This is a genomic window from Serratia sp. (in: enterobacteria) (assembly GCF_052400455.1).
Classification (GTDB): Bacteria; Pseudomonadota; Gammaproteobacteria; order Enterobacterales; family Enterobacteriaceae; genus Serratia; species Serratia ureilytica.
Map to the genome: position 1 here is coordinate 3,994,935 of NZ_CP185812.1, position 21,105 is coordinate 4,016,039.

12 protein-coding genes, 2 tRNA genes, 3 rRNA genes and 1 pseudogene are annotated in these 21,105 nt (G+C 57.9%); 10 read left to right on the forward strand and 8 right to left on the reverse strand.

The features are described 5' to 3' along the window. Window positions 1-22: 22 nt before the first annotated feature. Genes mprA through emrB form a run of 4 tightly spaced genes read left to right on the forward strand, consistent with a single transcriptional unit; the run spans window position 23 to window position 4,773 of the window. Entirely contained in the window at window positions 23-541 is a 519-nt protein-coding gene (gene mprA, locus ACORQT_RS19395) for a transcriptional repressor MprA (protein WP_004928879.1), read from the forward strand. A 28-nt stretch (window positions 542-569) separates the two neighbouring features. Next, complete coding sequence (locus ACORQT_RS19400; RefSeq protein ID WP_033644165.1) at window positions 570-2,021, forward strand: efflux transporter outer membrane subunit; 1,452 nt, start codon at window positions 570-572, stop codon at window positions 2,019-2,021. Between the two features lie 23 nt (window positions 2,022-2,044). Continuing rightward, window positions 2,045-3,217: a multidrug efflux MFS transporter periplasmic adaptor subunit EmrA gene (gene emrA, locus ACORQT_RS19405; protein ID WP_016929855.1), complete on the forward strand. Its 1,173-nt coding sequence runs from the start codon at window positions 2,045-2,047 to the stop codon at window positions 3,215-3,217. 17 nt (window positions 3,218-3,234) lie between these two features. After that, window positions 3,235-4,773: a multidrug efflux MFS transporter permease subunit EmrB gene (gene emrB, locus ACORQT_RS19410; protein WP_033644166.1), complete on the forward strand. Its 1,539-nt coding sequence runs from the start codon at window positions 3,235-3,237 to the stop codon at window positions 4,771-4,773. Between the two features lie 60 nt (window positions 4,774-4,833). On the opposite strand, the gene ACORQT_RS19415 is transcribed toward emrB, so the two are convergent. After that, window positions 4,834-5,922: a tRNA/rRNA methyltransferase gene (locus ACORQT_RS19415; RefSeq protein WP_072627088.1), complete on the reverse strand. Its 1,089-nt coding sequence runs from the start codon at window positions 5,920-5,922 to the stop codon at window positions 4,834-4,836. 207 nt (window positions 5,923-6,129) lie between these two features. Between ACORQT_RS19415 and trxC the strand changes: the two genes are divergently transcribed. The 4 genes from trxC (at window position 6,130) to pssA (ending at window position 11,558) form a co-directional block, all read left to right on the forward strand. Next, window positions 6,130-6,549 (forward strand): thioredoxin TrxC, encoded by a 420-nt coding sequence (trxC, locus tag ACORQT_RS19420; RefSeq protein WP_004928868.1) that lies wholly within the window; start codon window positions 6,130-6,132, stop codon window positions 6,547-6,549. Window positions 6,550-6,663: 114 nt separating this feature from the next. Continuing rightward, a complete protein-coding gene (locus ACORQT_RS19425) occupies window positions 6,664-7,353 on the forward strand; it encodes a tRNA-uridine aminocarboxypropyltransferase (protein WP_047573925.1) in 690 nt (229 codons plus the stop codon). A 48-nt stretch (window positions 7,354-7,401) separates the two neighbouring features. Then, the gene (locus ACORQT_RS19430; protein WP_033644169.1) at window positions 7,402-10,050 is read left to right on the forward strand and encodes a bifunctional acetate--CoA ligase family protein/GNAT family N-acetyltransferase; all 2,649 of its coding nucleotides are present in this window, start codon (window positions 7,402-7,404) and stop codon (window positions 10,048-10,050) included. Window positions 10,051-10,202: 152 nt separating this feature from the next. Continuing rightward, complete coding sequence (gene pssA / locus ACORQT_RS19435; protein ID WP_072627087.1) at window positions 10,203-11,558, forward strand: CDP-diacylglycerol--serine O-phosphatidyltransferase; 1,356 nt, start codon at window positions 10,203-10,205, stop codon at window positions 11,556-11,558. 36 nt (window positions 11,559-11,594) lie between these two features. Here the strand turns inward: pssA and ACORQT_RS19440 are convergent. From ACORQT_RS19440 to gmhB, 7 genes and pseudogenes are all read right to left on the reverse strand, one after another. Continuing rightward, a pseudogene (locus tag ACORQT_RS19440) lies at window positions 11,595-12,904 on the reverse strand (MFS family transporter). Between the two features lie 258 nt (window positions 12,905-13,162). After that, window positions 13,163-13,278 (reverse strand): 5S ribosomal RNA (rrf, locus tag ACORQT_RS19445). 99 nt (window positions 13,279-13,377) lie between these two features. Continuing rightward, window positions 13,378-16,252, reverse strand: a 23S ribosomal RNA gene (locus tag ACORQT_RS19450). Window positions 16,253-16,458: 206 nt separating this feature from the next. Then, window positions 16,459-16,534 (reverse strand) — tRNA-Ala (locus ACORQT_RS19455). A 38-nt stretch (window positions 16,535-16,572) separates the two neighbouring features. Further along, window positions 16,573-16,649, reverse strand: a tRNA-Ile gene (locus ACORQT_RS19460). Between the two features lie 75 nt (window positions 16,650-16,724). After that, window positions 16,725-18,266, reverse strand: a 16S ribosomal RNA gene (locus ACORQT_RS19465). The 16S, 23S and 5S rRNA genes sit together here with 2 tRNA genes alongside, the layout of an rRNA operon. Before the next feature lie 393 nt (window positions 18,267-18,659). Next, the gene (gmhB, locus tag ACORQT_RS19470; protein WP_025304009.1) at window positions 18,660-19,223 is read right to left on the reverse strand and encodes a D-glycero-beta-D-manno-heptose 1,7-bisphosphate 7-phosphatase; all 564 of its coding nucleotides are present in this window, start codon (window positions 19,221-19,223) and stop codon (window positions 18,660-18,662) included. 188 nt (window positions 19,224-19,411) lie between these two features. On the opposite strand from gmhB, the gene metN reads away from it, so the two are divergent. Both metN and ACORQT_RS19480 read left to right on the forward strand, forming a co-directional pair. Next, window positions 19,412-20,443: a methionine ABC transporter ATP-binding protein MetN gene (gene metN, locus ACORQT_RS19475; protein WP_042785255.1), complete on the forward strand. Its 1,032-nt coding sequence runs from the start codon at window positions 19,412-19,414 to the stop codon at window positions 20,441-20,443. Continuing rightward, complete coding sequence (locus tag ACORQT_RS19480; protein WP_004932010.1) at window positions 20,436-21,089, forward strand: methionine ABC transporter permease MetI; 654 nt, start codon at window positions 20,436-20,438, stop codon at window positions 21,087-21,089. Before metN ends, ACORQT_RS19480 begins: the two co-directional genes overlap by 8 nt. Window positions 21,090-21,105 lie beyond the last annotated feature (16 nt).

Below are 21,105 nucleotides of genomic sequence, written 5' to 3' on the forward strand. Positions count from 1 at the left end.
GAAATTAATGAGGCCCTAAATTATGGAAAGCTCGTTTGCCCCCATAGAACAAATGCTGAATTTCCGCGCCACGCGGCAGAAAGATTTCCCTTATCAGGAAATCCTGCTGACCCGTCTGTGCATGCACATGCAAGGCAAGCTGCTGGAAAATCGCAATAAGATGCTGAAAGCGCAGGGGATTAACGAAACACTGTTTATGGCGCTGATTACCCTGGATGCGCAGGAAAGCCACAGCATCCAACCTTCTGAGCTAAGCTCTGCCCTGGGCTCCTCGCGCACCAATGCGACCCGCATCGCCGACGAGCTGGAGAAGCGCGGCTGGATCGAGCGCCGGGAAAGCGACAACGATCGCCGCTGCCTGCATCTGCATCTGACGCCGCAGGGGGAAGAATTTCTCAGTCAACTGCTGCCGCCGCAGCACCAATGTCTGCATTTCCTGTGGTCCACGCTGACCGACGATGAGCAAAAACAGCTGGAACAGCTGACGCGCAAATTGCTGGCACGTCTGGATCAAATGGAAATCACAGAACAGTTACCCTAATTCACAATTTCTGTTCAGGTACCTACTTATGCGATCCCCATTTCACTGGAGATTCACCCCGCTGTTCGCCGTGTTGCTGCTGGCCGGGTGTGCTTCTACCGATAATATTGCCCCGCAATCCACGCTGATGGATCCGCAGAGCCTGCAGTTGGCTCAGCCGAAAGTCAGTTCGCTGGCCGTCAGCCCGCAGTGGTGGCGCGCCCTCAAGGATCCGCAGTTGGACGCCTTGATGACGCAAACGCTGCAAAGTTCGCCGACCCTGCGTCAGGCCGCCGCCCGCGTGCGCGAAGCGCAGAGCGTGGTAGGCGAAGCCAACGCCGCCAACGGGCCGAACCTGGATCTGAACGCCAGCACCCAACGTCAGCGCGTGCCGCAGAACGTCAATATGGGGCTGGGGTATCCGCATAAGCCGATCTATTCAAGCTCCAACTCGCTGGGGTTGAACCTGGCGTACGAGTTCGACTGGTGGGGCAAATACCGCAACCAGGTGAACGCCGCCAAGGCGCAAGTGAACGCAGCGCGCGCCGAGCAGGAACAGGCGGCGCTGACGCTGACCAGCTCGGTAGCGTCCGCCTACTATCAGTTGCAGAGCAATCTCGCGCTCGAGAAGCTGCTGCAGCAGGAAGTGAACAACAACGAGCGCCTGACCGCGCTGCGCCAACAGCGCTATCAGGCCGGCCTGACCGGCGTCGACGTGCCGCAACAAACCCAGGCGCAGTCCGACGTCGCCAAACAGCAAATTCTGCAGCTGCAGTCGCAAATCGAACAGCTCAGACACCAGCTCGCCGCGCTGGCGGGCCAGGGGCCGAACGCCATGCAGCACCTGCGTCAAGTGCCGCTGCCTGCAGACAACCTGATGGCGCCGCAGGGCGAACTGACGGCGGATCTGCTGGGCAAACGCCCGGACATCGCCGCGCAACGCCAGCTGGTGGAGTCTTACAGCCAGCGCGTCAGCGCCGCGCGTAAAGAGTTTTACCCCAGCCTGACCATTTCAGCCTTCGCCGGCCTGATGACCACCAATACCAGTGGCACCAGCCCGAATCTGTTTGAAGCGGCCAGCCAGGCCTGGAACGTGATGCCGGCGATCTCGCTGCCGATCTTCCACGCCGGGGCCCTGCGCAGCAAGCTGGGCGAGGAATCCGCGCTGTATGACGAAGCGGTGGAATCCTACAACCAAACCATCCTGAATGCGGTACAGGAAACCGCCGACGCCATCACCATCCAGCAGAGCTCTGCACAACAGCAGCTGCAGGCGGCGTCCGCGGCCCAGTCGATGCAACAGGTGTATCAGGTCGCCAACGCCCGTTACCAGGCAGGGATTATCGGGCGCGACGATCTGTTGACCAGCCAGACGCAGCTATTGCAGCAGCAACAGGCGGAGTTGAATGCCAGCAGCAATTTACTGCAGGCGAAGATAGGACTGATCCGCGCGTTGGGCGGTGGCTATCAGGCCCCGGCCGCAGCGGATTCGAAAGCATAATAATATAAGGCTTGGAGAACACCATGAGCGCAAGCGCGGAAACCCAAAACCCGCAGCAGCCGAGCGGCAAAAAGAAGCAGCGCAAATTTTGGCTGCTGTTGCTGACGGTTATTTTCATTGTTATAGGGGTGGCTTATTTAGTGTATTGGTTCCTGGTGCTGCGTCATCACCAGGAAACCGACGACGCCTACGTCTCCGGCAACCAGGTGCAGATCATGGCCCAGGTGTCCGGCAGCGTGAACAGCGTCAACTTCGACAACACCGACTACGTCAAGCAGGGCGACGTGCTGCTGACGCTCGATCCGACCGATGCCGAGCAGGCGTTTGAACGCGCCAAAACCGGCCTGGCCAACAGCGTGCGTCAGACCCACCAGCTGATCATCAACAGCAAGCAGTATCAGGCCAACATCGCCTTGCGCAAGACCGATCTGAGCAAGGCCGAGAACGATCTGAAACGTCGCGTGGTGCTGGGCAGCGTTGACGCCATCGGCCGCGAAGAGCTGCAACACGCTCGCGATGCGGTCGACAGCGCCAAAGCCGCGCTGGAAGTGGCGGTGCAGCAATACAACGCCAACCAGGCGATGGTGCTGAACACCCCGCTGGAACAGCAACCGGCGATCCAGCAAGCCGCCGCGCAGATGCGCGACGCCTGGCTGGCGCTGCAGCGTACCAAAGTGATCAGCCCGATTACCGGCTATGTCTCGCGCCGCAGCGTGCAGGTCGGCGCGCAGATCGCCGCCGGTTCGCCGCTGATGGCGGTAGTGCCGGCCGATCACATCTGGGTTGACGCCAACTTCAAGGAAACGCAAATCGCCAATATGCGCATCGGCCAGCCGGCGACGGTTGTCAGCGACGTCTACGGCGACGATGTGGTGTATCAAGGCAAAGTGGTCGGTATCGACATGGGCACCGGCAGCGCCTTCTCGCTGCTGCCGGCCCAGAACGCCACCGGCAACTGGATCAAGGTGGTGCAACGTCTGCCGGTGCGTATTGAGCTCGACGCCAAGCAGGTGGCCGATCATCCGCTGCGCATCGGTCTTTCGACGCTGGTGACCGTCGACACCGCCAACCTGGACGGCCGCGTGCTGTCTGACGTGGTGCGCGACAAACCGCTGTATCAGAGCGACGCGCTGGCGTTGAATCTGGCGCCGGTTAACCAGCTGATCGCCGACGTGATCCATGCGAACGCCGGCTAAGCGCGCGGGAGGCCATCTTGCCACAGAAACCGCTTGAAGGCGCCCAGCTTGCCTGGATGACGGTCGCGCTCGCCATGGCGACCTTCATGCAGGTGCTGGACTCCACCATCGCCAACGTGGCGATCCCCACCATTGCCGGTAACCTCGGGTCTTCCAACTCGCAGGGCACCTGGGTGATCACCTCGTTCGGCGTGGCGAACGCCATCTCGATCCCGATCACCGGCTGGCTGGCGAAGCGCATCGGCGAAGTGCGGCTGTTCCTCTGGTCCACCGCGCTGTTCGTTCTCGCCTCCTGGCTGTGCGGCATCTCCAACAGCCTCGGCATGCTGATCTTCTTCCGCGTGATCCAGGGCGTGGTGGCCGGGCCGCTGATCCCGCTGTCTCAGAGCCTGTTGCTGAACAACTACCCGCCCGCCAAGCGAGCGATGGCCCTGGCGCTCTGGTCGATGACCGTGATCGTCGCGCCGATCTTCGGGCCAATTCTCGGCGGTTACATCAGCGACAACTACCACTGGGGTTGGATCTTCTTCATCAACATCCCGATCGGCGCCTTCGTTATCCTGGCGGCGATGGCGACGCTGAAGGGGCGAGAAACCAAAACCGAGATCAAGCCGATCGACACCGTCGGCCTGGTGCTGTTGATCGTCGGCATCGGTTCGCTGCAGGTGATGCTCGATCAGGGCAAGGAGCTGGACTGGTTCAACTCGACCGAGATCATCACCCTGACCGTCGTGGCGGTCGTGGCGCTGCTGTTCCTGGTGGTCTGGGAACTGACGGACGATCATCCGGTGGTGGATTTGTCGCTGTTCAAGTCGCGCAACTTTACCATCGGCTGTCTGTGCATCAGCCTGGCGTACATGCTGTATTTCGGCGCCATCGTTCTGCTGCCGCAGCTGCTGCAAGAGGTGTACGGCTATACCGCCACCTGGGCGGGGCTGGCGTCGGCGCCGGTCGGGCTGATCCCGGTGCTGCTGTCGCCGATCATCGGTAAGTTCGGCAACCGGCTCGACATGCGCAAGCTGGTGACTTTCAGCTTCATCATGTATGCCGTGTGCTTCTACTGGCGCGCCTATACGTTTGAACCGGGCATGGACTTCGGCGCTTCGGCCTGGCCGCAGTTCGTTCAAGGTTTCGCCATCGCCTGCTTCTTCATGCCGTTGACCACCATCACGCTGTCCGGCCTGCCGCCGGAACGCATGGCGGCGGCATCGAGCCTGTCGAACTTTACGCGAACCCTGGCGGGGTCGATCGGCACCTCGATCACCACCACCCTGTGGACGCAGCGCGAATCGCAGCATCACGCGCAGCTGACGGAGTTCGTCAACCCGTACAATCCGCAGTCGCAGGAGATGTACCGGCAGCTCGAGCAGCTCGGCATGAGCAAGCAGCAGGCGTCGGCCTACATCGCCAACGAGATCACGGCACAGGGGCTGATCATCTCCGCCAACGAGATTTTCTGGCTGTCGGCCGGGGTATTCCTGGTGCTGCTGGCGCTGGTGTGGGTAGCGAAACCGCCATTCAGCTCCGGCGGCGGCGGGGGCGGCGGCGCTCACTAAGCTTCAATAAACGAAACGGGCGCCCTGAGGCGCCCGTTTTTTTATTCGACGTAATGAAAATCACGCCTGATTCTGACGCCACCAGTCCGCCAGCAGAATGCCGGTCGCCACGGAAACGTTCAGGCTTTCTACCTTGCCGGTGCCGCCGATAGACACGTTCATATCGCCCTGCTGCCAGGCGCTGTCGCTGAGGCCGTCGCGCTCCTGGCCCAGCACCAGCACCATCTTGGCCGGCAGCTTGGCCTGCGCCAGCGCGGTGCCTTTGTGGCTGGAGGTGGTGACGATGGTGTAACCCGCCTTGCGGAAGGTATCCAGCACCGACAGGAAATCATCGGCGTTGATCGCCTTGATGTGCTCCGCGCCGCCTTCTGCGGTACGCACCGCCGCGCCGGATTCCAGCAACGCCGGATCCTGCAGCAGCACGCCGTTGACGCCGAAGTGGGCGCACGAACGGACGATGGCGCCCAGGTTATGCGGGTTGCCGACTTCTTCCAGCGCCAATACGCAGTCGGTCGCCGGCGCAGTTTTCAGGTAGGTCTGCGCATCCAGGCCCTGACGCTTTTTGATCAGGAAGCAGACGCCGCCGTGGTGCTCGGTGCCGGAAGCCTTGGCCAGCTCTTCCTCATCCACCACGTGGTAGGCTTTGCGGTTAGCCGCCATCCAGCGCAGCGCTTCACGAAAGCGCGGCGTGACCGACTGTACGAACCAGGCGCGCACGATCGCTTCCGGGCGGCTGGCGAACAGCGCCTGACAGGCGTTCTCACCGTAAACGCGGGTTTCTTCCGCGCGCTGGCGGCGCAGCTGTTCCGGATCGATGAAGCTTTTGCCGCTGATGCCGCCGTGATCGAACGCCGGCTCTTCACTCGGCGCGCGCGACACGGTTCTCCACGGCGACTCGTTGCCGCCGCGATCTTCAGAGCGCGCCGGACGGCGAGGACGATCGCTTTCACTGCGGCGGGAATCGGCTCCGCGACGGTCATTGCCGCCGCGCGCCTTGTCTTGACCGGTGCGGCCCGAGCGCGCACCGTCAGCCGGACGGCCTTTGCCGCCCGGACGTTTATTCTTGTTGCGGTCGTCGCCGTTGTCGTCGTCGCTGCGGACGTACATCACTTTGACCTTACCGTTCTTGCCACTAAATGAATCGTTCATTGTCTTCTCCACCAACGCGCAGGGCGCGAAGATTACCTGATGTTGGTGCATGAAGCCACCAACTTGCGCTAAAAGCTCCCAACTATCACATCCATTGAACAAACCTCATTGTTCATGCGCCGGGTTTTGCCGATAATCGTCAGCATTAAAGAAACATCTCCGCAACCGCGTTGCGGGGACCCGGCTTTCTCAGTACCCGAGGTCAACATGAATACAGTTTGTGCAGCTTGCAATGCCACCAACCGTGTGCCGGAAGAACGTCTGGCGGACAACGCGAAATGCGGCCGCTGCGGCCATGAGCTCTTCGACGGTGAAGTGATCAACGCCACCGCCGCCACGCTGGACCAGTTGCTGCAGGACGATCTGCCGGTCGTGGTCGATTTTTGGGCGCCGTGGTGCGGCCCGTGCCGCAGCTTTGCGCCGATCTTTGAAGACGTGGCCGAAGAGCGCGCCGGCAAAGTGCGCTTCGTGAAAGTGAACACCGAAGCCGAGCCGGAACTGAGCGCCCGTTTCCGCATCCGCAGCATCCCGACCATCATGGTGTTCCGTCAGGGCAAGATGGTCGACATGCTCAACGGCGCGATGCCGAAGGCGCCGTTTGACAACTGGCTCAACGAGTTAGTGTGATTCGGCAAGTATAGGCCGTATCCCGCCATCGCGCGCGAACGCGCCCCGATCGAGCCCGCCCCTCCCGGCGGGCTTTTTTCTGCGTTACAATAGCGGTTTTTCCCCAGGATCGTTATGACCGACAACGCCGTACTTCGCCTGCGCCAATTCCGTTTAGACCGCGCCACCCGCCCCTTTCTGGCGCGCGGTTGCCGGGTGGCGCGTTGTCAGGGGTGCCTGCTGCCGCATAAGAACTGCCTGTGCGACACCATTCGCCCGCAGCAGGCCGGCAGCCGTTTCTGCCTGATCATGTTCGGCGCCGAGCCGCTCAAGCCCAGCAACACCGGGCGCCTGATCGCCGATATCCTGCCGGACACCCAGGCGTTCCTCTGGTCGCGTACCGAGGTCGATCCCGCCCTGCTGGCGGCCATCAACGATCCGACACGGCAGCCTTACGTGGTGTTCCCCGCGTCCTACGCCGACGCCGAGCGGCCGGTGTTCAGCGAACTGCCCGTCGGCGGCAAACCGCCGCTGTTCATCATGCTGGACGGCACCTGGGCGGAAGCGCGCAAAATGTTCCGTAAAAGCCCGTATCTCAATCAATTCCCGGTGTTTTCACTCAACGTCGACGCCGCATCGGCCTACCAGCTGCGCGAAGCCAGCCGCGCCGAGCAACACTGCACGGCGGAAGTGGCCGCCGCCCTGCTGCAACAGGCGGGCGATATGCCGGCCGCCGACGGATTGAATCAGCACTTCCGCTATTTCCGTCAACAGTATCTGGCGGGAAAACCGACCCGACCGGAGGCACCGGTCACAGCAATGTAGCCATAAAGCGCCTAAAATCAGGCGTAACGTTGCCAAAAGGAGCCGTGCATGAGCCAGCGAGGGTTAGAAGCGCTACTACGTCCCAAATCGATCGCCGTGCTGGGCGCTTCGCAGCAGCCGGGCCGCGCCGGCAACCTGATGATGAGCAACCTGCTGGCCGGCGGTTTCGGCGGGCCCATCTTGCCGGTGACGCCGCGCTACAAGGCGGTATGCGGCGTCATGGCCTATCCCGACGTCGCCAGCCTGCCGCTGACGCCGGATCTGGCGATCATCTGCACCCACGCCAGCCGTAATCTGGCGCTGATTGAAGCGCTGGGCCAACGCGGCTGCAAAACCGCCATCGTGCTCTCTTCGCCGCCGGAACAGTTCGCCGAGCTCAAAGCCTGCGCGCAGCGTTACGCCATGCGGCTGCTGGGCCCCAACAGTCTGGGGCTGCTGGCGCCGTGGCAAGGCATCAACGCCAGCTTCTCGCCGGTGCCGATCCAAAAGGGCAAGCTGGCGTTTATCTCGCAGTCCGCCGCCGTCGCCAACACCATTCTCGACTGGGCACAGCAGCGCGAAGTCGGCTTCTCCTATTTCATCGCGCTGGGCGACAGCCTGGATATCGACGTCGACGACCTGCTCGACTTTTTGGCGCGCGACAGCAAGACCAGCGCCATCCTGCTGTATCTGGAAAACATCAGCGATGCGCGGCGCTTTCTCTCCGCCTCGCGCAGCGCCTCGCGCAACAAGCCCATTCTGGTGATCAAAAGCGGCCGTAGCCAACAGGCGCAATTACTGCTCAACAGCCAACTGGGGCTGGACGCCGCCTATGACGCCGCCATCCAGCGCGCCGGCCTGCTGCGCGTCCAGGATACCCATGAGCTGTTCTCGGCGGTGGAAACCCTCAGCCATATGCATCCGCTGCGCGGCGAACGGCTGATGATCGTCAGCAATGGGGCGGCGCCGGCGGCGATGGCCTTGGACGAACTGCTCGGCCGCAACGGCAAGCTGGCGACGCTGAGCGAGGAGAGCCTGGCGACGCTGAGCGACGCGCTGCCGGACTTCATTCGCGCCGGCAACCCGCTCGACCTGCGCGACGACGCCACGCCGCAGCGTTATCTGGCGGCTCTCGAAGCGCTGCTCGACAGCCACGACTATGATGCGCTGCTGCTGATCCACGCGCCGAGCGCGGCGGCACCGGGCACTGCCACGGCGCAGCGGCTGATCGACGCGCTGCACCGCCATGCGCGCGGCAAACGCATCACCTTGCTGACCAACTGGTGCGGCGAATACTCTTCGCAAGAGGCGCGCCGGCTGTTTACCGAGGCCGCCATTCCGACTTACCGCACGCCGGAAGGCGCTGTGACCGCTTTTATGCATATGGTGGAATACCGCCGCAACCAGAAGCAGCTGAAGGAGACGCCGGCGCTGCCGGTCGGCCTGACCGCCAATACCGCCGATGCCCACCGCCTGATTCATCAGGCGCTGGCCGAAGGCGCTACCCAGTTGGATACCCACGAGGTGCAATCCATTCTGCAGGCCTACGATCTGAGCACCCTGCCGACCTGGATCGCCGAAGACAGCGCCGAAGCGGTGCACATCGCCGAACAGATCGGCTACCCGGTAGCGCTGAAGCTGCGTTCGCCGGATATCCCGCACAAGTCGGAAGTTCAGGGCGTGATGCTCTATCTGCGCACCGCGACCGAAGTGCAGCGCGCGGCGGAGGCGATCCTCGACCGCGTGAAGCGCACCTACCCTCAGGCGCGCATCCACGGCTTGCTGGTGCAGAGCATGGCCAACCGCGCCGGCGCCCAGGAGCTGCGCATCGCCGTGGAGCAGGATGCCATTTTCGGCCCGTTGATCATGCTGGGTGAAGGCGGCGTAGAGTGGCGCCAGGAAAATCAGGTCGCGGTCGCGCTGCCGCCGTTGAATATGGCGCTGGCGCGTTATCTGGTGCTGCAGGCGGTGAAAGGCGGCAAGATCCGCGGGCGCAGCGCACTGCGGCCTTTAGATATCCCCGGGCTGAGCCGCTTGCTGGTGCAGGTTTCCAACCTGATCCTTGACTGCCCTGAGATCGCCCGACTGGATATTCACCCGGTGCTGGCTTCCGGCAGCGAGTTCACCCTGCTGGACGTTTCGATGCAGCTCGCACCGTTCAGCGGCGATCCGCAGGCGCGGCTGGCGATTCGGCCTTATCCGCATGAGCTGGAAGAGACCATCGCGCTGAAAGACGGCAGCCAATGCCTGTTCCGCCCGATCCTGCCGGAAGACGAGCCGGCGCTGAAGCATTTCATCGACCGGGTGACCAAGGAAGATCTCTATTACCGCTACTTCAGCGAGATCAACGAGTTTACCCATGACGATTTGGCCAACATGACGCAGATCGACTACGATCGGGAAATGGCCTTTGTGGCGGTGCGGGCAGACGAGATTATCGGCGTGACCCGCGCGCTGTCCGATCCGGACAACACCGATGCCGAGTTCGCCGTGCTGGTGCGTTCCGACCTGAAAGGCGTGGGGCTCGGCCGCCAGCTGCTGGAGAAAATGATCGCCTATGCGCGCGCGCATGGCCTGACCCGCCTGAGCGGCATCACCATGCCGAATAACCGCGGCATGATCGCGCTGGCGCAGCGGTTGGGCTTTGGCATCGAGGTGCAGCTTGAGGACGGCATCGTCAATCTGACGCTGCCGCTGCAGGCCGACGACGCGCAGTGACCTGCGTCGCAATGCGCTACGAATCCACCACTTAACGCCAAAACATACGCACAATCGAGGCAACTAATGGTATTATCGCCCGATTATTCGGTTTATTGTTTTTAAGTCTGTGGCGTTCCGGCCATCAATCATGAGAGAAGAAGCGCACTGTGATGTTGTCAAAATTTAAACGTAGCAAACATCAACAACACCTTGCACAACTGCCCAAACTCCCCCAGACGGTTGCTGATGTTCGTACTCTGTACGCGCCGTCCGACTTTCGCGCCACGCTGCTGGATTCCATCGCCAACGCCACCCAACGTATCTATCTGGTGGCTCTGTATCTGGAGCATGACGACGCCGGGCGTGAGATCCTCAACGCGCTGTATCAAGCCAAGAAGCGGCGGCCCGAGCTGGAAATCTGCGTGCTTGTCGACTGGCACCGCGCACAGCGCGGGCGCATCGGCGCCGCCGCCGCCAATACCAACGCCGACTGGTACTGCGCCATGGCCAGCCAGCATCCGGAGCAATCGGTGCCAATCTACGGCGTGCCGGTCAATACTCGCGAAGCACTGGGCGTATTGCATCTGAAAGGTTTTGTGGTCGACGATACCGTGATCTACAGCGGCGCCAGCATCAACGACGTCTATCTGCATCAGCATGAGAAATACCGTTACGATCGCTACCAGTTGATCACCAACGGCGTGCTGGCCGATACTCTGATCGATTACATCAAGCAGCATCTGCTCACCGCCGGCGCCGTACAACGCCTGGATCGCAGCGATCGGCCGAAAAGCCCGGAGATCAAAAACGAAACCCGTCTGTTCCGTTTCGCCCTACGCCGCGCCGGTTACCACTTCCGCGGCAAAGCCGGCAACGATGAGCTGGCGGTGACGCCGATGGTTGGGCTAGGCAAACAAAGCGTGCTGAATAAAACCATTCATCACCTGATGTCATGCACCGACCAGAAACTGACGCTGTGCACCCCCTATTTCAACCTGCCGGCGCTGCTGGTGCGCAACATCATTTATCTGCTGCGACAGGGCAAGCAGGTGGAAATCATCGTCGGCGATAAAACCGCCAACGATTTCTATATTCCGGAAGACCAGCCGTTCAAAATCATCGGCGCGCTGCCCTACCTGTATGAGATCAACCTGCGCCGCTTCCTGAGCCGGTTGCAGCGTTACATCGACACCGGCCAACTGATCGTGCGTTTGTGGAAGGATGGCGATAACAGCTATCACCTGAAAGGCATGTGGGTAGACGAAGAGTGGCAGCTGATTACCGGCAATAACCTCAACCCGCGCGCCTGGCGGCTGGATCTGGAAAACGCCATTCTGATCCACGATCCCAAGCAAGAGCTGCGCGAGCAACGGCAGAAAGAGCTGGAATGCATCCGTACTCATACCACTGTAGTCGGCCATTATCAGGAACTGCAAAGCATTCAGCAGTATCCGATCAAGGTGCGTAAGCTGATTCGGCGTCTGCGCCGTATCCGCATCGATCGGCTGATCAGCCGTATCCTGTAAGCGGTATGCTGACCCCGGCCAAGGCCGGGGTTTTTATTACAGCTGTATCTCCTTGCCTTTGCGATGCAACCGGAGCGAGACCAGCAGCGCCAGCAGGCACATGCCGGAGACATACCAGAAGAAGGCGTTCTCCACGCCAAACGATTTAAGCGACAGCGCCACATATTCCGCCGAGCCGCCGAACATGGCGTTCGCCACCGCATAAGACAAGCCCACCCCTAAAGCACGTACCTCCGGCGGGAACATTTCGGCTTTAAGCAGCCCGCTGATCGCGGTGTAAAAACTGATGATGAACAGCGCCAGCACGATCAGGCCAAACGCCATATAAGGATTACTCACCTCTTTCAGAGCGAACAGGATCGGCACCGTCAACACCGTGGCAAAGGCCGAGAAGATCAACATCGAGCTGCGACGGCCGATTTTGTCCGAAAACGCGCCTACCGCAGGCTGCAGCAGCATAAAGACGAACAGCGCGACGGTCATGATGGCGCTGGCCAGCTTGGCGTCCATACCGGCGGTATTCACCAGATATTTCTGCATGTAGGTGGTGAAGGTGTAGAAGGTCAGCGAACCGGCGGCGGTAAAGCCCAGCACCATCAGGAACGCCTTGCGATTTTTCCACAGCCCCGTCAGCGAACCGGCATCTTTGTGGTTACGCGTCTTCGCATCGGAGGTTTCATTCAGCGAACGGCGCAGGTACAGCGCAACTACCGCCAACACGGCACCCAGGGCAAACGGAATGCGCCATCCCCAGGCTTTCAGCTCTTCGGCGGGCAATATCTGCTGCAGGATCACCAGGACCAGCAGCGCCAACAGTTGCCCGCCGATCAGCGTCACGTACTGGAACGAGGCGTAAAAGCCGCGTCGCCCCTTGATCGCCACCTCGCTCATATAGGTCGCGCTGGTGCCGTATTCCCCCCTACCGACAGCCCCTGGAACAGGCGGGCGATCAGCAGCAACGCCGGCGCCCAGCTGCCGATCGATTCATACGTCGGCAGGCAGGCGATCACCAGCGATCCGGCGCACATCATACAGACCGAAAGCAGCATGGAATTTTTTCGACCATGCTTGTCGGCAATATAACCGAATAGCCAACCGCCAATCGGCCGCATAAAGAAGCCGGCGGCGAATACCCCGGCGGTTTGCAGCAGCTGCGTGGTGCTGTTGCCCGCCGGGAAGAACGAGGCGGCAAAGTAAATGGAACAGAAGGAGTAAACGTAAAAATCAAACCACTCCACCAGATTGCCTGATGAAGCCCCGACGATAGCGAAAATGCGTTTCTTGTTATCCAGCGCCCCCTGTTCGACGCCGTGCTCATCCCCAAGAGCCGAGGTTGTTTCTGTCATGATGTATTCTCCGAGCCATAACAATGATGAAATTTGGCTTCCTGCCGCCTTGGTTGTTACTTTATTGTTACTTATAAGTTAACAGCCAAACTTAATAGCGGACGAAGAATATCTGACATTCAGAGAAACAATGCGTTGGTTTTGTGATGAATATTAAACAGTACGATGAAAGCTGAAGCGGATTACAACGGGGATTTTCCATTTTATGCATAGCAAAAAGCCCTGAACGTCAGTTCAGGGCTTTCGGCTTTATTTGATGCCTGGCAGTGTCCTACTCTCGCATGGGGAGACCCCACACTACCATCGGCGCTACGGCGTTTCACTTCTGAGTTCGGCATGGGGTCAGGTGGGACCACCGCGCTATTGCCGCCAGGCAAATTCTGTTTCATTCCAACCGCTTCACTTCCATGAAGCCATCAGAACCAATCTTGGAACGTCGCTGAAAATCTCTCTAAAAACACCTTCGGTGTTGTAAGGTTAAGCCTCACGGATCATTAGTACTGGTTAGCTCAATGCATCGCTGCACTTACACACCCAGCCTATCAACGTCTTAGTCTTAAACGTTCCTTCAGGGGCCTTGAAGGCCCAGGGAAGACTCATCTTGAGGCAAGTTTCGCGCTTAGATGCTTTCAGCGCTTATCTTTTCCGCACTTAGCTACCGGGCAATGCCATTGGCATGACAACCCGAACACCAGTGGTGCGTTCACTCCGGTCCTCTCGTACTAGGAGCAACCCCTCTCAATCTTCCAACGCCCACGGCAGATAGGGACCGAACTGTCTCACGACGTTCTAAACCCAGCTCGCGTACCACTTTAAATGGCGAACAGCCATACCCTTGGGACCAACTCCAGCCCCAGGATGTGATGAGCCGACATCGAGGTGCCAAACACTGCCGTCGATATGGACTCTTGGGCAGTATTAGCCTGTTATCCCCGGAGTACCTTTTATTCGTTGAGCGATAACCTTTCCATACAGGATTATCGGATCACTAGAACCTACTTTCGTACCTGCTCGAGCCGTCACTCTCGCAGTCAAGCTAGCTTATGCCTTTGCACTAACCTCACGATGTCCGACCGTGATTAGCTAACCTTCGTGCTCCTCCGTTACTCTTTAGGAGGAGACCGCCCCAGTCAAACTACCCACCAGACACTGTCCTCACCCCGGATCACGGGGCCGAGTTAGAACATCAAACATTAAAGGGTGGTATTTCAAGGATGGCTCCACGCAGACTGGCGTCCACGCTTCAAAGCCTCCCACCTATCCTACACATCAAGGCTCAATGTTCAGTGTCAAGCTATAGTAAAGGTTCACGGGGTCTTTCCGTCTAGCCGTAGATACACTGCATCTTCACAGCAAATTCAATTTCACTGAGTCTCAGGTGGAGACAGTCTGGCCATCATTACGCCATTCGTGCAGGTCGGAACTTACCCGACAAGGAATTTCGCTACCTTAGGACCGTTATAGTTACGGCCGCCGTTTACTGGGGCTTCGATCAAAAGCTTCGCCTTGCGGCTGACCCCATCAATTAACCTTCCAGCACCGGGCAGGCGTCACACCGTATACGTCCACTTACGTGTTTGCACAGTGCTGTGTTTTTATTAAACAGTTGCAGCCAGCTGGTATCTTCGACTGGCTTCAGCTCCATCCGCGAGGGACTTCACCTACATGCCAGCGTGCCTTCTCCCGAAGTTACGGCACCATTTTGCCTAGTTCCTTCACCCGAGTTCTCTCAAGCGCCTTGGTATTCTCTACCTGACCACCTGTGTCGGTTTGGGGTACGATTTAATGTTACCTGGAGCTTAGAGGATTTTCCTGGAAGCAGGGCATCAACTACTTCTGCACCGTAGTGCATCGTCATCACGCCTCAGGGTTAGTATGCAACCGGATTTACCAGGTCACACCCCCTACACGCTTAAACCGGGACAACCGTCGGTAACACCAAGTACAGGAATATTAACCTGTTTCCCATCGACTACGCTTTTCAGCCTCGCCTTAGGGGTCGACTCACCCTGCCCCGATTAACGTTGGACAGGAACCCTTGGTCTTCCGGCGAGCGGGCTTTTCACCCGCTTTATCGTTACTTATGTCAGCATTCGCACTTCTGATACCTCCAGCAACCCTCACAGGCCACCTTCAACGGCTTACAGAACGCTCCCCTACCCAACAACGCCTAAGCGTCGCTGCCCGCAGCTTCGGTGCATGGTTTAGCCCCGTTACATCTTCCGCGCAGGCCGACTCGACCAGTGAGCTATTACGCTTTCTTTAAAGGATGGCTGCTTCTAAGCCAACATCCTGGCTGTCTATGCCTTCCCACATCGTTTCCCACTTAACCATGACTTTGGGACCTTAGCTGGCGGTCTGGGTTGTTTCCCTCTTCACGACGGACGTTAGCACCCGCCGTGTGTCTCCCCGTGATAACATTCTTCGGTATTCGGAGTTTGCATCGGTTTGGTAAGCCGGGATGGCCCCCTAGCCGAAACAGTGCTCTACCCCCGAAGATGAGTTCACGAGGCGCTACCTAAATAGCTTTCGGGGAGAACCAGCTATCTCCCGGTTTGATTGGCCTTTCACCCCCAGCCACAAGTCATCCGCTAATTTTTCAACATTAGTCGGTTCGGTCCTCCAGTTAGTGTTACCCAACCTTCAACCTGCCCATGGCTAGATCACCGGGTTTCGGGTCTATACCTTGCAACTAATCGCCCAGTTAAGACTCGGTTTCCCTTTGGCTCCCCTATACGGTTAAGCTTGCTAAAAAAAATAAGTCGCTGACCCATTATACAAAAGGTACGCAGTCACACCACGAAGGTGCTCCCACTGCTTGTACGTATACGGTTTCAGGTTCTATTTCACTCCCCTCGCCGGGGTTCTTTTCGCCTTTCCCTCACGGTACTGGTTCACTATCGGTCAGTCAGGAGTATTTAGCCTTGGAGGATGGTCCCCCCCATATTCAGACAGGATGTCACGTGTCCCGCCCTACTCATCGAACTCACGACCTGTACATTTTAGTGTACGGGGCTATCACCCTTTACTGCGCGACTTTCCAGACGCTTCCACTAACACACAAGCCGATTCAGGTTCTGGGCTCCTCCCCGTTCGCTCGCCGCTACTGGGGGAATCTCGGTTGATTTCTTTTCCTCGGGGTACTTAGATGTTTCAGTTCCCCCGGTTCGCCTCATGCCACTATGTATTCATGACATGATAGTGTGTCGAAACACACTGGGTTTCCCCATTCGGGTATCGCCGGTTGTAACGGTTCATATCACCTTACCGACGCTTTTCGCAGATTAGCACGCCCTTCATCGCCTCTGACTGCCTAGGCATCCACCGTGTACGCTTAGTCACTTAACCTCACAACCCGAAGATGTTTCCATCGTTCGCGCTGCAAACATTTGAGAGACTCTATGACAGGTTACTCTTCATCCCAGTACATCTACGGAGGGATAAATTTCAGCCGTCATGTTTCAATTTTCAGCTTGTTCCAGATTGTTAAAGAGCAAAATACTTCGCAGCATACTGTCGCCAATATACTCTGAAGTATTTAATACCGGACTATATGGTGGAGCTAAGCGGGATCGAACCGCTGACCTCCTACGTGCAAAGCAGGCACTCTACCAACTGAGCTATAGCCCCATACAGTCACGTGCAGTACCTTTTCCACTTACAAGAAGTGGTAGGCCTGAGTGGACTTGAACCACCGACCTCACCCTTATCAGGGGTGCGCTCTAACCACCTGAGCTACAAGCCTATAAAGGTATTTCTGCTCGTTACTTTTTCATCAGACAATCTGTGTGAGCACGCCACTCGAACTAATATCTTTAGGTAAGGAGGTAATCCAGCCACAGGTTCCCCTACAGCTACCTTGTTACGACTTCACCCCAGTTATGAACCACAAAGTGGTAATTGCCCTTCCTTAGATTAAGCTAATCACTTCTTTTACAGCTCACTTCCATGGTGTGACGGGCGGTGTGTACAAGGCTCGAGAACGTATTCACCGTAGCATGCTGATCTACGATTACTAGCGATTCCGACTTCATGGAGTCGAGTTGCAGACTCCAATCCGAACTGAGATGTACTTTATGAGATTTGCTTGCTTTTACAAGTTAGCTACTCTTTGTATACACCATTGTAGCACGTGTGTAGCCCTACTCATAAGGGCCATGATGACTTGACGTCGTCCTCACCTTCCTCCAGTTTATCACTGGCAGGCTCCTTTGAGTCCCCGTCTTTCTCGATGGTAACAAAGGATAAGGGTTGCGCTCGTTGCGGGACTTAACCCAACATTTCACAACACGAGCTGACGACAGCCATGCAGCACCTGTCTCAGAATTCCTTTAGGACCAATTCAATTTCTTAAATTTTTTCTGGATGTCAAGAGTAGGTAAGGTTTTTCGCGTTGCATCGAATTAAACCACATGCTCCACCGCTTGTGCGAGCCCCCGTCAATTCATTTGAGTTTTAACCTTGCGGTCGTAATCCCCAGGCGGTCAACTTAACGCGTTAGCTCCGGAAGCCACGCCTCAAGGGCACAACCTCCAAATCGACATCGTTTACTGCATGGACTACCAGGGTATCTAATCCTGTTTGCTCCCCATGCTTTCGCACCTGAGCGTCAGTCTTCGTCCAGGGGGCCGCCTTCGCCACCGGTATTCCTCCAGATCTCTACGCATTTCACCGCTACACCTGGAATTCTACCCCCCTCTACGAGACTCTAGCTTGCCAGTTTCAAATGCAGTTCCCAGGTTGAGCCCGGGGATTTCACATCTGACTTAACAAACCGCCTGCGTGCGCTTTACGCCCAATAATTCCGATTAACGCTTGCACCCCTCGTATTACCGCGGCTGCTGGCACGAAGTTAGCCGGTGCTTCTTCTGCGAGTAACGTCAATTGATGAACGTATTAAGCTCACCACCTTCCTCCTCGTTGAAAGTGTTTTACAACCCTAAGGCCTTCTTCACACACGCGATATAGCTGGATCAAGCTTTCGCTCATTGTCCAATATTCCCCACTGCTGCCTTCCTTAAAAGTTTGGGCCGTGTCTCAGTCCCAATGTGGTTGTTCATCCTCTCAGACCAGCTAGGGATCGTCGCCTAGGTGAGCCATTACCCCACCTACTAGCTAATCCCATCTGGGCACATCTGATGGCAAGAGGCCCGAAGGTCCCCCTCTTTGGTCTTGCGACGTTATGCGGTATTAGCTACCGTTTCCAGTAGTTATCCCCCTCCATCAGGCAGTTTCCCAGACATTACTCACCCGTCCGCCGCTCGTCACCCGGGGAGCAAGCTCCCCTGTGCTACCGCTCGACTTGCATGTGTTAGGCTTATCGCCAGCGTTCAATCTGAGCTATGATCAAACTCTTCAATTAAAAGCTTGATTTGCTTCCACTCGAGAAGCGATGCTCAAAGATTTACTGCATGAATTTTACTTCAGTTAGTCACTCTTCAAGACTTGATATTTTTTTGCATCCGAAGATGCTGGATATCGTCTTGTGGAGTGCCCACACAGATTGTCTGATAAATTGTTAAAGAGCAGTGAGTTAGGCGCTTTCGCTTGCTAACTCGAGGTGGCGTATATTACGCTTTCCTCTTTCAGAGTCAACCCTAATTTTCAGGATTTTTTCTCTGCGACCCCCGGATACTCTGTGAAGTTGTTCACATGTTCCGTGTCGATGGAGGCGCATTATAGGGAGCCGGTTCAGAATGACAAGCGTTAATATGCATTTTTTATCTGACCGCTCACTATTCATTCGTAACGCCTATTAAACCCGCTTTTTGATGGCTGCCGGCAGGTCCGCCAGGCTGTTTAGCACCCAATCGGCCAGCTTTTCGCCCTGCTCCGTCACCGGCTTGCCGGTACGCACCAGCACCTTGGTGCCGACGCCGGCCGCGATCGCCGCCTGCATGTCTTCCGGTTTATCGCCCACCATATAAGAAGCGGCCATATCGATGTTCAATTCCTGCTGCGCTTGCAGCAACATGCCCGGCTGCGGCTTACGGCAGTCGCACACCTGGCGATACTCTTCTACTGCCGCCTCCGGATGATGCGGGCAGAAATAGATGCCGTCGAAGTCGACGTCGCGATCGGCCAGCGACCAGTCCATCCACTCGGTCAGGTACATAAACTGGTCTTCGCTGAACTTGCCGCGCGCAATGCCGGACTGGTTGGTCACCATCACCAGCGCGAAGCCCATCTTTTTGAGCTCGCGACAGGCGTCGATCACGCCGTCGATAAAGTGGAAGTTGTCGATTTCATGGACATAGCCATGGTCAACATTAATCGTGCCGTCACGATCGAGAAAAATTGCTGGAACGCTTTGTGTCACCGCTTTGCTCCTGAGGGCCTGTATACGCTGACAGTATCGCATGTTTTACCCCACGCTGAGAACGCCGGAGAACGTCGTTGGCCGTTGACTTAGACGTCTAGACGCCTTAACATCTGAGGCATACCTTGGTTCCACGCCGAGGTTTACTTTTATCTAGCCACGGGCAACCACGCTAAAATAAGAAGAATATGATTAAACTTTCTAACATCACTAAAGTGTTCCAGCAGGGTTCGCGCACCATTACCGCGCTCTCTGACGTGACCCTTCACGTTCCTGCCGGGCAAATCTATGGCGTCATCGGTTCCTCCGGCGCCGGTAAAAGCACGCTGATCCGCTGCGCCAACATGCTTGAGCGCCCCACCTCCGGCCAGGTGCTGGTCGATGGCCAGGATCTGACGTCTCTGTCGGAAAGCGAACTGACGCGCGCCCGTCGCCAAATCGGCATGATCTTCCAGCACTTTAACCTGCTCTCTTCCCGTACGGTGTTCGGCAACGTGGCGTTGCCGCTGGAGCTGGACAATACGCCGCGCGGCGAGATCAAAAAGCGCGTGACCGAACTGCTGGAACTGGTCGGCCTGGCGGACAAGCACGACGCCTACCCGGCCAACCTGTCCGGCGGCCAGAAACAGCGTGTGGCGATCGCGCGCGCGCTGGCCAGCAACCCTAAAGTGCTGCTGTGCGACGAGGCCACCAGCGCGCTGGATCCGGCCACCACCCGTTCCATCCTGGAACTGCTGAAAGACATCAACCGCCGTCTGGGCCTGACCATTCTGCTCATCACCCATGAAATGGACGTGGTGAAACGCATCTGCGACCAGGTCGCGGTCATCAGCCAGGGGCAGCTGATCGAAAAAGACAGCGTCAGCGAAGTGTTCTCGCACCCGAAAACGCCGCTGGCCCAACAGTTCATTCAGTCCACGCTGCATCTGGATATCCCGGACGACTACGCCGCGCGCCTGTCGCCGGAGCGTCAGGGCGACCGTCAGCCGCTGCTGCGCCTGGAGTTCACCGGTCAGTCGGTCGATGCGCCGCTGCTGTCTGAAGCCGCTCGCCGCTTCAACGTGAACAACAACATTATCAGCGCCCAGATGGATTATGCCGGCGGCGTGAAATTCGGCGTGATGCTGGCGGAGCTGCACGGCAGCGACGAAGACGCGCTGGCAACGATTAAGTTCCTGCAAGAAAATCAGGTAAAAGTAGAGGTTCTGGGTTATGTCTGAGGCAATGATGTGGTTGATGGCACGTGGCGTGTGGGAAACCGTCATGATGACCTTTGTCTCCGGCTTTTTCGGTTTCGTGCTCGGCCTGCCGGTAGGCGTGCTGCTGTATGTCACCCGCCCGGGGCAGATCATCGCCAACAATTCGCTGTATAAGATCCTGTCCGGGCTGGTGAACATCTTCCGTTCCATCCCGTTCATTATCCTGTTGGTTTGGATGATTCCGTTTACCCGCATGATCGTCGGCACCTCGATCGGTCTGCAAGCGGCGATCGTGCCGCTGACCGTCGGCGCCGCGCCGTTCATCGCGCGCATGGTGGAAAACGCCCTGCTGGAGATCCCGTCCGGTCTGGTGGAAGCGGCGCGCGCCATGGGCGCCACGCCGATGCAGATCATCAAGAAAGTGCTGCTGCCGGAGGCCCTGCCGGGCCTGGTCAACGCCGCGACCATCACCCTGATCACCCTGGTGGGCTACTCCGCCATGGGCGGCGCGGTCGGCGCCGGCGGCCTGGGCCAAATCGGTTACCAATACGGTTATATCGGTTATAACGCCACAGTTATGAATACCGTATTAGTATTACTGGTAGTTTTGGTTTATCTGATCCAATTCTGCGGCGATCGCATCGTCAAAGCCGTTACCCATAAATAGTTTCACAGCATATTAA

Bases quoted from the DNA above. Each gene is read 5' to 3' on its own strand.
- mprA (WP_004928879.1), top strand. From the start codon at position 23: ATGGAAAGCTCGTTTGCCCCCATAGAACAAATGCTGAATTTCCGCGCC.
- ACORQT_RS19400 (WP_033644165.1), top strand. From the start codon at position 570: ATGCGATCCCCATTTCACTGGAGATTCACCCCGCTGTTCGCCGTGTTG.
- emrA (WP_016929855.1), top strand. From the start codon at position 2,045: ATGAGCGCAAGCGCGGAAACCCAAAACCCGCAGCAGCCGAGCGGCAAA.
- ACORQT_RS19415 (WP_072627088.1), bottom strand. From the start codon at position 5,922: ATGAACGATTCATTTAGTGGCAAGAACGGTAAGGTCAAAGTGATGTAC.
- trxC (WP_004928868.1), top strand. From the start codon at position 6,130: ATGAATACAGTTTGTGCAGCTTGCAATGCCACCAACCGTGTGCCGGAA.
- ACORQT_RS19425 (WP_047573925.1), top strand. From the start codon at position 6,664: ATGACCGACAACGCCGTACTTCGCCTGCGCCAATTCCGTTTAGACCGC.
- ACORQT_RS19430 (WP_033644169.1), top strand. From the start codon at position 7,402: ATGAGCCAGCGAGGGTTAGAAGCGCTACTACGTCCCAAATCGATCGCC.
- pssA (WP_072627087.1), top strand. From the start codon at position 10,203: ATGTTGTCAAAATTTAAACGTAGCAAACATCAACAACACCTTGCACAA.
- metN (WP_042785255.1), top strand. From the start codon at position 19,412: ATGATTAAACTTTCTAACATCACTAAAGTGTTCCAGCAGGGTTCGCGC.
- ACORQT_RS19480 (WP_004932010.1), top strand. From the start codon at position 20,436: ATGTCTGAGGCAATGATGTGGTTGATGGCACGTGGCGTGTGGGAAACC.